The 12,778-nt window shown below is 71.6% G+C and carries 11 protein-coding genes, 1 tRNA gene and 1 pseudogene; 6 read left to right on the plus strand and 7 right to left on the minus strand.

Going from position 1 to position 12,778, the window contains the following annotated elements; translation table 11 throughout:
* Nucleotides 1–11: 11 nt before the first annotated feature.
* The 3 genes from ACLJQF_RS23810 to ACLJQF_RS23820 are packed head-to-tail and all read right to left on the minus strand — an operon-like array spanning nt 12 to nt 3,048.
* Nucleotides 12–815, minus strand: coding sequence for a carbohydrate ABC transporter permease (locus ACLJQF_RS23810; RefSeq protein ID WP_410611699.1), 804 nt, complete (start codon nt 813–815; stop codon nt 12–14).
* Complete coding sequence (locus ACLJQF_RS23815) at nt 812–1,738, minus strand: carbohydrate ABC transporter permease (protein ID WP_410611701.1); 927 nt, start codon at nt 1,736–1,738, stop codon at nt 812–814. The genes ACLJQF_RS23810 and ACLJQF_RS23815 overlap by 4 nt, the downstream gene beginning before the upstream one ends.
* A 2-nt stretch (nt 1,739–1,740) precedes the next feature.
* Nucleotides 1,741–3,048, minus strand: coding sequence for an ABC transporter substrate-binding protein (locus tag ACLJQF_RS23820; RefSeq protein ID WP_410611703.1), 1,308 nt, complete (start codon nt 3,046–3,048; stop codon nt 1,741–1,743).
* A gap of 177 nt (nt 3,049–3,225) precedes the next feature.
* Between ACLJQF_RS23820 and ACLJQF_RS23825 the strand changes: the two genes are divergently transcribed.
* The gene (locus ACLJQF_RS23825; RefSeq protein ID WP_410611704.1) at nt 3,226–4,257 is read left to right on the plus strand and encodes a LacI family DNA-binding transcriptional regulator; all 1,032 of its coding nucleotides are present in this window, start codon (nt 3,226–3,228) and stop codon (nt 4,255–4,257) included.
* 1 nt (nt 4,258) lies between these two features.
* On the opposite strand, the gene ACLJQF_RS23830 is transcribed toward ACLJQF_RS23825, so the two are convergent.
* Entirely contained in the window at nt 4,259–6,142 is a 1,884-nt protein-coding gene (locus ACLJQF_RS23830; protein WP_410611706.1) for an RICIN domain-containing protein, read from the minus strand.
* A gap of 136 nt (nt 6,143–6,278) precedes the next feature.
* On the opposite strand from ACLJQF_RS23830, the gene ACLJQF_RS23835 reads away from it, so the two are divergent.
* The 3 genes and pseudogenes from ACLJQF_RS23835 (at nt 6,279) to ACLJQF_RS23845 (ending at nt 7,659) form a co-directional block, all read left to right on the plus strand.
* Complete coding sequence (locus ACLJQF_RS23835) at nt 6,279–6,437, plus strand: CopG family transcriptional regulator (RefSeq protein ID WP_410611707.1); 159 nt, start codon at nt 6,279–6,281, stop codon at nt 6,435–6,437.
* Nucleotide 6,438: 1 nt separating this feature from the next.
* Nucleotides 6,439–6,783 (plus strand): VOC family protein, encoded by a 345-nt coding sequence (locus ACLJQF_RS23840; RefSeq protein ID WP_410611708.1) that lies wholly within the window; start codon nt 6,439–6,441, stop codon nt 6,781–6,783.
* Nucleotide 6,784: 1 nt separating this feature from the next.
* Nucleotides 6,785–7,659: pseudogene (locus tag ACLJQF_RS23845) on the plus strand (class I SAM-dependent methyltransferase).
* On the opposite strand, the gene ACLJQF_RS23850 reads toward ACLJQF_RS23845, so the two are convergent.
* Nucleotides 7,656–7,985, minus strand: a complete 330-nt coding sequence (locus tag ACLJQF_RS23850) for a hypothetical protein (RefSeq protein WP_410611710.1) — start codon at nt 7,983–7,985, stop codon at nt 7,656–7,658. The pseudogene ACLJQF_RS23845 and the gene ACLJQF_RS23850 sit on opposite strands and share 4 nt — an antisense overlap.
* Before the next feature lie 120 nt (nt 7,986–8,105).
* Nucleotides 8,106–8,735: a TetR/AcrR family transcriptional regulator gene (locus tag ACLJQF_RS23855; protein ID WP_410611712.1), complete on the minus strand. Its 630-nt coding sequence runs from the start codon at nt 8,733–8,735 to the stop codon at nt 8,106–8,108.
* 191 nt (nt 8,736–8,926) lie between these two features.
* On the opposite strand from ACLJQF_RS23855, the gene ACLJQF_RS23860 reads away from it, so the two are divergent.
* Together ACLJQF_RS23860 and ACLJQF_RS23865 are read left to right on the plus strand one after the other, a co-directional pair.
* Nucleotides 8,927–9,002, plus strand: a tRNA-Ser gene (locus ACLJQF_RS23860).
* A 20-nt stretch (nt 9,003–9,022) separates the two neighbouring features.
* A complete protein-coding gene (locus tag ACLJQF_RS23865; RefSeq protein ID WP_410611713.1) occupies nt 9,023–11,251 on the plus strand; it encodes a hypothetical protein in 2,229 nt (742 codons plus the stop codon).
* A 51-nt stretch (nt 11,252–11,302) separates the two neighbouring features.
* Here the strand turns inward: ACLJQF_RS23865 and ACLJQF_RS23870 are convergent, their stop codons facing one another.
* On the minus strand, nt 11,303–12,778 hold the full coding sequence (locus ACLJQF_RS23870) for an FAD-dependent oxidoreductase (protein ID WP_410611715.1): 1,476 nt from the start codon (nt 12,776–12,778) through the stop codon (nt 11,303–11,305).

The raw sequence follows: 12,778 nt of genomic DNA on the forward strand, positions 1-12,778 counted from the left end.
GTGCTCCTGTCTCAGCCCTTGAGGGCTCCCGAGGTGAAGCCGCGGACGTAGTACCGCTGCAGGACGAGGAAGACCGCCACGCACGGCAGGGCGGAAACCACCACTCCCGCTTGCAGGGCCCCGAAATCGACCGAGCCGAGGCTGCCGGACTGGAGGTTGAACAGCGCGACTGGCAGGGTGAACTTCTCACCGTCGGTGAGGAAGATCAGCGGGGCGACGAACTCGTTCCAGGCCGCCAGGAACGAGAACAGCGCGACGGTGACGACGCCCGGGAGGACGCCACGCAGCAGCACCCTTCGCAGCGCGCCACCGATCGAGCAGCCGTCGATCAGCGCCGCCTCCTCCAGTTCCACCGGCAGTGCCTCGAACGAGTTGCGCATCATGAATAGGCCGAATGGCAGCTGGAGCACGGCCATCACCAGGCCGAGGCCGAGCAACGAGTTCTGCAGACCGAGCCAGCCGAGCAGGATGTAGAGCGGCACCAGGATCGTCGTGTAGGGCACCATCAGGATGGCCAGGGTGACCAGGAACAGCAGGGTGCGCCCGGGGAAGGCGAGCCGGGCCATCGCGTAGCCGCCGAGCGTGGTCGCCACCACCGTGACGCTCACCGCGACCAGCGCGACCACCGTCGTGTTGACCAGGTAGGTGCCGAGGCCGCTGCCGTAGTCGGCGAGCCGCCGGTAGTTGTCGGTTCCGGCGTCCCCCGCCTCCCGCCCGGTCAGCGACGAGTACAGCGTCCACAGCAGCGGCAGCAGGAACAGCACCGCGAGGGCGGCGCTGGTGACGTGCAGGCCCGCGGCCCGGAGCCGGTTCACTTCCCCTCCCGGCGGATGAGCCGCAGCTGGGCGACGTTGAGGACGATGAGCACGGCGAGCGTGGCCACCGAAACCGCGGCGGCGCGCCCCAGGTCCTGGGACAGGAACGCCTCGCGATAGATGTCGATGACGACCGTGGCCGTGTCGTGGCGGCCGCCGGTGAGGATGAAGAACTGGTCGAACGCCAGCAGCGAGCCGGTCAGCGACAGCACCATCGCGAGCGCGAGGGTCGGCCGCAGCAGCGGCAGCGTCACCCGCCACAGGATCTGCCACCGGTTCGCGCCGTCGATGCGCGCGGCCTCGTACAGCGCCGGGTCGATGCCCTGCAGGCCGGTCATCAGGATGAGCATGTAGAACCCGGCGAACCGCCAGGTGATCATCCCGACCGTCGAGCCGAGCGCGCCGCCGCCGGAGCCGAGCCAGTCGACCCGGCCCAGCCCGAGGAAGTCCACCACCTGATTGAGGGCCGACGAGTCGGTGTTGAACAGGCCGTAGAACAGCAGGCTCGTCGAAGCCAGGCCGACTGCGCTGGGCAGGAAGAAGACGGTGCGGGCGAAGCCGGTGCCGCGCCGGTCGTGCTGCACCAGCAGCGCCAGCCCGAAGGCCACGAGGCTGAGCACGACGGTCGTGACCAGCGTGTACTTGAGCGTGAACCCCACAGCACGGAGGAACAGCGGGTCGCTCAGCGCGTCGAAGTTCCCGACCCCGTTGGGGTAGGACGCGCCGACCAGCGGCCAGTGGTTGATTGACATCCACAGCATCAGCCCGAGCGGGATGACGAAGAAGACGGCGACCAGCACGGCCATCGGCGCCGCGTAGGCGATCCCCAGCCGGCGCCGGCCCCGGGCGATCGAGCCGCGGCGGCGGGGTGCCGGCGCCGGGGTCTCCGGCGCCGACACCCCCGGGGAAAGGAGCGAAACCATGGTCAGCTGCCACCGGAGAGGGACTCGGTGACGGCCGCGTTGTGCTGTTTCAGGGCCGATCCGGCGTCACCGCTGCCGAAGACCGCGTCGATCACCGTCGCCGTCCAGGGCCCGTTGGCGTCGTTGAACGTCTTGCCGAAGTTGACCGAGATCGGCGTCTGGCCCTGGCTCGCGAGCCGGTTGAACACGCCGAGCCGGGCATCCTGCTTGGCGTAGGTGTTGTCGGCCAGATCGGACCGGACGGTGATGTTCTTGCTCTTCGCGACGACGTCGACCTGGGCCTGGTCGGAGAGCGTCCAGGCGATGAAGTCCCACGCGGCCGCGGCGTGCGTGCTGTTGCTGCCGATGCCGAGCACGTCCCCGCCGACGAAGGACGAGCTGCCGCCCTTCAGCCCGGGGATCGGGGCGACGCCGACCTGCAGGTCCGGCCCCTCCTTCATGCCCTGCAACGCGGTGGCGCCCAGCGGCTGGATGCCGATCTTGCCGTCGAGGAAGGACTGCGTCCAGGTGGGTCCGGACTCGTTCTTCGCCGACGCCGGCACGACACCCTCGGCGTAGAGCTGCCGCAGGAAGGAGTAGACCTGCGCCGCCTGGGGGCTGTCGAGCGTGGCAGCGGTGCCCTGCTCGTTGAGCACCGTCCCGCCGGAGGCCCAGATCATCGGCCAGCTGGTGAAGAGCTGGCAGCCCGGGCAGGCGCCGCCGAAGAAGTAGCCCTTGGTGTCCCCGCCGAGCGCGGCGATCCTGCGCGCGTCGGCGGCGATCTCGTCCAAGGTGGACGGTGGCTTCTCCGGGTCGAGACCGGCGCGGGTGAACAGGACCTTGTTGTAGAACACCGCCGACAGGTCGATGTCGTGCGGCACGGCGTAGTGCTTGCCGCCCGCGGTGGCCGCCTTCATGTGCGCCGCGGCGAGACTGCCGCTGAACGGCAGCTGCGTCACGCGGGCGGTGAGGTCGAGGAACAAGCCCTTGGCCGCGTAGTTGGGCGCGTAGACGACGTCGGCCGCCAGCAGGTCGGGCAGCTGTTTCGCCCCCGCGGCGGTGCCGACCTTCTGCTGGTAGGAGTCGGCCGGGAAGACGGTCAGTTTCACCTTGTTCTGGTGGCTCGCGTTGTAGGCGTCGATCAGCGTCTGGCTGAACGTCGCCGTCGGCGAGCGGGTCCACATGGTGATCGTGGTGCCGTCGTCCACGCTCGCGGTGTCCCCCGCGGCCGCCCCGGACGGGCCGCTCTGGCAGGCCGCGAGGACGAGCACGCCGGCGACGGCGGCTGCGGCACGCCCCCACCGTGCCCTGGTTCGGATGTGCGAAGTCATCGACTCTCTCCTATCGGGAGGCCGCCGCCTGCGGGTGTCGAAGAACGAAACCGGGAAAATTCAGAAACCGGTTTCCGACTCAAGCTAGGGCCGCTCGACCAGCTCGTCAAGGGGCTGTTTGCCGTAGTCCACGGGTGTTGCGTTGGGTTGCAGCGGGCGCGGAGGTACTGTGCCACCATGCCCTCGCGGAAACTTTCGGAAACTCCCGGCGCTGTTGCGAAGCCGGCCACGATCAGCGAAGTCGCGCTGCTGGCCGGGGTCTCGGTCGGCACCGCGTCGAAGGCGCTCAACGGGCGCGGGTCGCTCCGCGCGGAAACCCGGCAGCGAGTGCTGTCCGCGGCCGAGCAGCTGGGGTTCCAGCCCAACCGCGCGGCGGTGACGCTCAACTCCGGGCGCACCTACACCGTCGGCATGATCACCACCGACACCATCGGCCGGTTCAGCATCCCGCTGATGATGGGCGCCGAGGATGCGCTGGGCGCCGGGGAGATGTCGGTCTTCCTCTGCGATGCCCGCGACGATCCGATCCGCGAGCAGTACTACCTGCGCACGCTGCTGTCCCGCCGGGTCGACGGCATCATCGTCACCGGCCGCCGGACCCAGGCCCGCCCGCCGATCGGCGCGGACCTGCCGATCCCGGTCGTGTACGCCTTCATCAGCTCGACCGACCCGCACGACTGTTCCGTCGTGCCGGACGAAGCCGGCGGGGCACGCAAGGCCGTCGAGCACCTCCTGGCCACCGGACGGCGCCGCGTCGCCCACATCACCGGCCCCGAACGGCACCACTCGGCGACCGTGCGCGCGGCGGCCGCGACCGAGCGGCTCGCCGAGGCCGGGCTCGACCTGGCCGGCGCCCCGATGTTCGGCGAGTGGAGCGAGGCGTGGGGCCGGCAGGCGGTCCGGATGCTACTGGGCACGGAGACCCCGTTCGACGCCGTCTTCTGCGGCAGCGATCAGATCGCCCGCGGTGCCGCCGACGCGCTGCAGGCGGCCGGCCGCCACGTGCCGGGTGACGTCGCCCTGGTCGGGTTCGACAACTGGGACGTCATGGCCCTGGCCTGCCAGCCACCGCTGACCAGCGTCGACATGGAGCTGGAGGCGCTCGGCCGGACCGCCGCCGAAATGCTGCTGGCGGCGATCAACGGCGAGCCCTCCCCCGGACGGCACACCCGGCCGTGCCGGCTGGTCATCCGGGAATCGACGGCCTGAGTCAGCGCCGGGTCCACCGCTGGTTGGCGCCCCCGCTGCAGGACCAGAGGATGATCTTCGTACCGTTCGCGGTGGCCGCGCCGCTCGCGTCCAGGCAGAGCCCGGACACCGCGTTGGTGACGGTCCCGTTCGCGTTGAGCGTCCACTGCTGGTTGCGCTGGCCGTTGCAGTCCCAGACGACCACCGCGGTGCCGTTCGCCGTCCCGCTGTTGTAGGCGTCGAGGCACTTGGTGCCGTTGACGACGAGCTGCCCGCGGACCGGCACCCAGGTCTGGTTCGGCCCCGCCGCGCAGTCCCACAGCTGGGCCTGGATCCCGTTGGTGATGCCGTTGTCGTTCACGTCGAGGCAGCGGCCCGCCTGCGCGCCGACCACCTCGACACCGGTGGTGCCCGGGAGGGGGAGAATGGCGACATCGGTGACCTGCGGCGGGGTGCCCGAGAACGTCAGGGAGTTCGTCCCGTTGCCCAGCGAGACCACCGCCGAGACGGTCTTGGCCGCTCCCCCGGTCGCCGGGAAGGCCACGACGGTCGGCTGCTGGCCGTTCACCGCGAGGGTCGAGGTTTGCGTGGTGGTCGCGTTGTAGGTGAAGGTCGCGACAGCCAGACCCGTGGCACCCGCGGTGACCGTCGTGCCGTGCGTGGCCGCGGCGTCGGTCCCCTCGACGGTCAGCAGCACCGAGTCGCCGGCGGGGACATTGATGCTGTAGCCGGTGGCGAAGCTCCCGGCATTGCTTGCGCCCCAGACGTTCCGGACCTGCGCGGCGGCCGTGGTCAGGCCGAGATCGGCCCACCGCACGGACATCGCCGCCGCCGAGGACGTCCGGTTGAGCAGCACCACCGCGCGCTTGCCGGATCCACTGAGGACCTTCGAGTAGACCTGGAGGCCGGCGGCGTCCTCGGCGACCTTGACGCCCTGCAGGCCGCGCGGGTCCTGGTCGACGGCGATGACTTCCCGGTTCGCCAGGATCGACTTCGTGGCGGCGCTCATCGTCGCGAGGTTGTTGCCCGCCAGCAGCGGCGCACCCGAAACCGACCACAGGCTCAGCTCCGTGCGTGCCTGCGCGTCGGTGAGGCCGGGCATGCCCACGGTCAGCATGTCCGGGTCGTTGACGTAGCCGGTGTGCTGCGAAACCGGGTGCTGCGCCTGGTCGAAGTTGGTCAGCACCTGGCCCAGGTTTGCCGTCTGGCCGTAGTAGATGATGTCCGTGCTGGTGCGCCACATCGGTGCCGTCCCGGCACCCCAGTTCCAGGGGTTCTTCTTGCCCCAGTTGCAGACCGACAGCGTGAGGGTGCGTCCGGTCTGCGCGGTCGCGGCCTTGTTGGCGTCGCTGATCGCCTGGTAGGTGCTCTTCGGGTCGAGACCCTCGGCGTCACCGCCGCACCAGTCGACCTTGACGAAGTCGAAGCCCCAGCGCTGGAACTGCAGCATGTCCTGCAGGTAGTGGCCTTCGCTGCCGCTCCCGGGCGCCGCGGGGCGGCCGGTCGGGAAGTAGTAGCCGCAGCCGTCGCGACCGGCGTCGGTGTAGATCCCGGCCTTGAGTCCCTTGCCGTGCAGGTAGTCCGCGATCGCCTTCATCCCGCCGGGCCATTCGGCGGTGTCCACGGTGATGTTCCCGCCGCTGTCGCGGGTGCCCTGCCACCAGCCCTCGTCGATGTTGACGTAGCTGTATCCGGCGTCCTTGAGGCCGGCCGACACGAGCGCATCGGCCTGGGCCTTGATGGTGTCGTAGTCGATCTTGGCGACGAAGGTGTTCCACGACGCCCAGCCCATCGCCGGCGCCGGGACGGCCACCTCGGCGGCGGTCGTGCTCGCCGCGGCGACCCCGAATCCCGGGACGGCTCCGGCGATCAGCACGAGCGCGGACAATCCGAGGCGCAGCTTCATGGCGGGCTCCGACTTCGTCGTCGAGAACTGTTAGCGCTAACAAGAACGCCTGGATTGTTGACCTCGCGCGGCGTGACGTCAAGATGCGGACGGCGGGACTTGCGAACTTAGCTTGCTAGCATGCTAGCCTCGGCGGGTGGGCGATGACGACGTCAAGCAGTTCAACGTGTACCTGCCGATCGGGTTGATCCGGCAGGTCAAGTACCGGGCCGTCGAGACGGAGCAGTCACTGTCGGCGCTCGTCGCCGCGGCACTGCGCGCCTACCTCGAGACCGATCCCGAAGAGGAGCACTGACATGACGACCGAGGGCATCGAGGCGATGTACCTGGAGACGCACAACTGGGGCAAGGCGGCCAAGTTCTTCCAGTCGCTGGGCTACGAAATCGACTTCGCGACCGACCACAACTCCGGGCAGCTGCGCAACGGCGACGGACCCTGGCTGTTCATCGCCGAGGTACCCGAGAGCCAGGAGCCGCGGACGCAGATCGTGTTCAAGGTCCCGGACGCGGACAAGTTCGAGGCCGGCGACCTCGTCGAGGTGGTCACCCCGTTCGAAGAAACCCATTACGGCACCAGGGAAATGACGGTTCGCGATCCCGACGGGCGGACGTGGAAGCTGTCGGCGCCGGGTGCGGCCTGAGGTGGCCGCCCCGAACAGCACGGCGGTGCGGACCGCGTTGTGGCGCGCTCTGCACCTCGCCGTCGACCCACCGCCCCACGCGTGTTCGCCGACGAACTCGGCCTGCGGCTGGCCGGCCCGGACGACGGCTGGCGGCACCGCGACGACATGGATCCGGCCACCGCCGGCCGCTACCGGGCCGGCATGGTGGCGCGGGCCCGGTTCGTCGAGGACCTGGTCGCCGAGCAGGCGGACCGGGGTGTCGGGCAGTACGTGATCCTCGGGGCCGGGCTGGACACTTTCGCCCAGCGCCGTCCGGAGCTCGCGTCCCGGCTGCAGGTGTTCGAAGTGGACCGGCCGGGGCCGCAGGCGTGGAAGCGTGCGCGGCTGGCCGAGCTCGGCCTGGGCGTGCCGGACGGGCTGCATTTCGTCCCGGTCGACTTCGAGACGACGTCGTGGTGGGACCGGCTCACGGCCGCGGGCTTCTCCCCGGGCGAACCGGCCGTCGTCGCCTCCACCGGCGTCAGCATGTACCTGACGAAGGAGGCGAACGCGGCCACGCTGCGCCGGATCGCCGGGTTCGCCCCGGGATCCACCCTGGCGATGACGTTCATGCTGCCGGCCGAGCTCCTCGACGACGGCGAACGCGCCCGGCACCAGGCCACCGCTCGCCGAGCCGAAGCGGCGGGGACGCCCTTCGTCAGCTCGTTCTCCCCCGCGGAAATGCTGGCGATGGCCCGGGACGCCGGATTCCGCGACGCCGTCCACGTTTCGGGCGCCGAGCTCGACGAGCGGTACTTCGCTGACCGGGCCGACGGGCTCCGCGTCGTGCGAGGCGAGGAATTCCTCGTCTGCGCCACCGATCAGGTGCCTTCGGCCCGGTCGAGGCGTGGCTAGAGGCCGCTCTCGCGGAAGCCCAGCAGGTCGGTCACGGATCCTGCGGAGATGCCCGGGCCCGCACCGGTCAGCCGGCCGGAGCTTTGGAAGCCGCCGATGTCCACCGCGTGCCCGGCGTTCCACCGGTTGCCGGCCGCGGCGACCGCCCGGGCGTTCTCGGTGGCCGCCAGCGCGCGGTTCGCCGCGGCCGCCGCGACGACGATCGCCTCGGCGAAGTAGCAGGACACCGGCATTTCGGGTGTCGTCAGTTCGAGCGGGCGCACCGCGAGTTCGCCGTCTGTCCATTGTGTCGAGGCCGCGAGTTCGAGCCGGTTCACCATCGTCATCTCTTCCTGTGTGCTGAGCGATACCGCTCGATCTCAGCACAACGCCCGGACCGGTGATGCGGTTGCCGGGAATTATCCGCTGCCCTCGGAAAGGATTTCCGAAACAAGCCGTGACCGGCGCTACGGCCGCGGCTGCTGCCCGAGGTACGCCCGCAGCATCGTCTTGACCGGCTCCAGGAGTTCCGGGGCGCCGTCGCCGCGGAAGGCCTCCTGGATCACGGCGTCGGCGGCGAGGAAGGCCGTGCGGCATGCGACCGCGGCTTCGTAGTCGTCGTACAGCAGGCCCTGCGCGACGAGGATGCGGTGGACGCCGGTGGCCATCACGCGCTTGTGCCCGACGTCGGCTTCCCGGGTTCCGTCGGTGAGGCCGCGGCCGAACCACAGCGCACGGAACCCGGGTTCCGCTCGGTAGAGCCCGGCGAAGGCGTCGACGAGGAGACCGACGGGATCTTCCCAGGCCTCTTCGGCCGCTCGTTCGGCGAACGACGTCATGAGGTCTTCCAGGCGGGCGAGGTACACCTCGCCCAGCGCCTCGGCGATGGCGTCACGGTCCGGCAGGTACTGGTACAGCGCGCCCACCGAGACGCCGGCCTCCGCGGCCACGCGGGTGGTGGTCAGCGCCTCGACGCCGTCCGTGGCGAGCAGCCGGTCGGCGGCCGCCAGCACCTGGGCCAGCTTCTGCCGCGAACGTGCCTGGCGGGGCACCCGGCGCAGGCGGACGCCCGCTTCGATCGGCTCCGGGCCGGCCATGCGGCCTCCAACCTGAACGTGACTTTGATTCAGATTCCAGTCTACCTCGCCCGCTCGTCTCCGGCAGCCCGGAAACCGCCCCCGGCCGCACGGCGAGAGAGCCTGCGGAAAAGTCGGTCGCCGCGATTCCCGCGGCGGTTTATGGTTGCCGTGCGGGAAATCGCCCGGAGCTCCGCCTCCGCGCCCCGCACCTTGGAGTAGTTCAGCAGGCAGAACACCCGGCTCGAATCCGGGAAGGCGCAGGTTCGATTCCTGCCTCCAAGTCCAGGTCCACAGGGGGAGTCCAGATGGCACAGGAGGCCGCGCCCGGTTACGCCTACGGGCAGCTCGAGCACGCGCTGCGCACCGCGTCGTCCACAACGGACGGCGAGGTCCGCCGCCGCGCGCTCGCCAAGGCCGGGCGGTGGCACGCGGTGCTCACCGGCATGGCCGACGGGTCGCTGACGATCGGCTCGCGGACCCCGGTCGCGGACACCCCGGCGTGGGTGACTCTCGAGGTCGCGCACGGCGGGTTCGCCACCGGCCGGTACCTCGCCGAGGTTCCGGTGCGCCCGGAGGAACTGGCCGCCGTACCGGCCGGCGCGCCGGGCAGCACCGCACGCGAGCGCGTCAACCTCGGGTACCTCACCGACGCCGGGCTCGCCGCTCTGCGTGCGGCCCTGGCCACCGAGGCCTACCGGGTCGAGATCCCGGAGGACGCCGCGCTCCCCGTGGTCGCCTGGCTGCTCGACCACGGGCACGCCGAGGCCGCCCTCGACCTGGTCGCCGAGCTGCGGCCGCTGCTGCACCGGCTGCGCCTGGCCCCGCTGCCCGGCGCCGCACCGCGGCCGTCCGGCGCGCTGGTGCGGCTGGCCACGGTCGGCGAGGTCCGCGCAACGCTGCGGTCGGCGACGACCAAGCCCGCGATCGCAGCGATGCTGGAGACGCTGCGGGTCTGGCACCCGCTGTACGACCGGCTGGTCGCCCTCTGGGCGGAGACGGTCGAGGGCGAACTGCCGCGGCTGACCGAGGACGGCGTCACCGGCGGCTGGCCGTGCCGGACCTGGCCCGAGGGCTGGGGATCGCGGCGGGCGCGATGGCTCGCGGACTACGCGACGGCGTGCGTCCAGCACCGGGCCTCGACGTCCCACACGCAGCCGAAGGGCAACTTCGCGCGGCTGTACCGGGCGTTGCAGCTCTGTCAGTTCGCGAGTGCGCGGCTCACCGGCCGCGACGTCGGCTGGATCCGCCGGGCGCTGGCCAACACCGTCACCAAGCACGGCGAGCCGGGCTCGGAGCGGCGGGCCGCCCTGCGGGCGGTGCAGGCGGAGGTGGCCGCGCGCCCGACGCACGCCGAGCTCGCGGCCGTGCTGGCCGGCCGGCTCGACGGCTACCCCGCCGACGGTGGTCTTCCCGCGCTCGACCCGGTCGTCGAGCCGGCGGACGACGTCCCGCCGCACCTGGTCGCGAAGGTGACCCGCGCCCTGGAGGCACCGGTCGAGGAGCTGGTCGCGCGCGGCGTGATCACCTCGGGCGACGTCCTGGCGGCGGTGCTGCCGCAGATCACGGCGCAGCTGATGGCGGCGAACGTCGAGGACGAGCGGCTGGCGGCGTTGTACGCGCAGACGTACGCGGCCTTCCGCCGTCGCCGCGGGCTGCTGCTGCTCGACCTCGAGCAGCAGGTCCGGCTCGAAGAGCTGCCGTGGATCCGGGTGCTGGAGCCGTTCCGGGCCCGGCGTCCCGACGTCGCCCGGGCGGCGCTGCAGACGCTGACGCAGACGGTGCTGCTGGCGCTCGGCTCGTTCCCGCAGGCGATCCTGCCGAACACGCTGCTGCGCGAACTCGGCGCACTGGCCAAGCAGGCGGGGCGCCCGATGCCGCTGCTGGAGGAGCTGGCGGCCGACATCTTCGTGGGCACGTTCACGGAGAAGTGGCGCACCGCGGCGGCGGCGACCGGCCGTATCATGGCGGGCACGCTGTACGCCCGGTACTACGACCTGCCGGACGAGAGCCGGTGGGCGGCACCCCGGCGGCGCCTGTTCGGACGCACGGCGGACGACTTCGCAGCGGTGTGCGAGGCCCGGGCGGGCCGCCGGCGCAGGTCGGTGGCGGGCAACGGGATGGTGATCGAGCAGAGCCAGATCCTCACGACGCACAACCTGGCGGTGCTGACGGAAACCCTCGGTCTGGGACCGCGTCTGGCGGGCCCGGAACGGGCCGGACAGGTGTTCACGTGGGTGGTGCGCCACCTCGGCGGACAGCACCACTGGAACCGGCAGCTGGTCAAGAACGTCGCGTATGCCTGGCGGCAGGCGCTCTTCTTCCTGAGCTTCTGCGAGCCGGACGAGCAGCGGGCCGCGGTGGCGCGGCTGGGCGAGCTGGTGACGCAGGCGGGTCTGGAAGAGCGGTTCGGCCCGGCGGTGACCGGCCTGGCGGAAGTGGTGGAGGGCGCACAGTTCTTGCCCGACGGCACGCTCCCGGGCACCTCGGGACGGCGGCTGCTCGGCTGGACCACCGGCCCGCACTGGTGCCGGTAACGACGGGAACAGGGGCACTTTCACGTGAAAGTGCCCCTTGGGGGGCGCAGGTCAGGCGCGGCCGAACAGCCGAGCCCCCGCTCCCCTGCGCCGCACCGCCAGCCGGCCGGCCACCACGTCCTCCAGCAGTGCCCCCACCGTCTCCCGCGCGCACGCCTTGTTCGCGCCGATCCCACCCGACGGCCCGCGCTTGATCCACCCCGCCACGTACACCCCCGGCCGCCCGGCGACCCGGCCCGACTCGTTCGGCACGATTCCCGCCTCGTCGTCGAACGGCAGGCCCGGCACCGGAGCCCCGCGGAACCCCGCCGCCCGGACCACGCGGCCCGTCGCGATCTCGACGTCCCCCTCCGGCCCCGACGTCACCACCGCGCGGACTTCGGTGTCCCCGCCGAACGCCAGTGGCGCTGAATGGAACCGCAGCACGATGCGACGTCCGTCCGGCGGCGGGGCCGGCCAGTCCACCCGCTCGCGCGGCACTCCCCGCAGCCACGCCGCCTTCTCCCCCGGCTCCGCGCCGTCGATGGCCGCCGGAACGCGGGGGTCGTGCGTGTCCACCACCAAGCCGCCGCGGGCCGCCAAGGCCTGCAGCTCCGGTCGCGTGTAGGCCGCCGTCTCCGGACCGCGGCGAGCCAGCACCACCACCTCGCGGACCTTGGCCGAGCGCAATCGCGCCAGCGCGGCCGGCGCGATCGACGTCTCCGCGAGGGCCTCCGGGTCCGCCGTGAGAATGCGGGCGATGTCCAGGGCGACGTTGCCCGTGCCCACGACGACCACGCGCTCCACCGAGAGGTCGACGGCGTCCGGCGCGACGTCCGGGTGGCCGTTGTACCAGCCGACCACCGTCGCGGCCGGCAAGCTGCCGGGCAGGTCCTCGCCCGGGACGCCGAGGCGGCGGGCGTCCGTCGCGCCGACCGCGTAGATCACCGCGTCGTGGCGGTCGGCCAGTTCGGGACCGGCCGGCACGCCGAGCCGCAGGCGCAGCCGCGGGTGGTCGTGGAACCGCGCGAACGTCTCGCCGATCTTCTTCGTCGACGGGTGATCGGGCGCGACGCCGTAGCGGATCAGGCCGCCGGCCACCGGCAGGCGGTCGACGAGCGTCACGCGGGCGTTCGTGTGCAGCAGCAGGTCCTCCACCGCATACATCCCGGCCGGGCCGGTGCCGACGACTGCGACGTCCAACGCCGGGAAGTCGCTCGGCAGCACCCGCGTGAACGACGGCGGGGCCCACCGGTGGAAGTTCGGCGCGACCGGGACGCCGGCCAGCAAGTCTTTGCCCGCGTAGTAGTCCGCGTTGAGCTGCTCGTAGGCCCGCAGCGGCCCGGTCAGGTCACCGGCCGGGAAGATCGCGTCGACCGGGCAGGCGTCCGCGCACGCACCGCAGTCGATGCAGGTGGCCGGGTCGATGTAGAGCAGGTCCGTCGTCCCGAACTCGGGTTCGTCCGGCGTCGGGTGGATGCAGTTGACCGGGCAGACCGACACGCAGGACGCGTCGGCGCAGCAGGTCTGGGTGATCGCGAAGGCCAT

The sequence above is a fragment of the Amycolatopsis sp. lyj-109 genome (assembly GCF_046548995.1).
Classification (GTDB): Bacteria; Actinomycetota; Actinomycetes; order Mycobacteriales; family Pseudonocardiaceae; genus Amycolatopsis.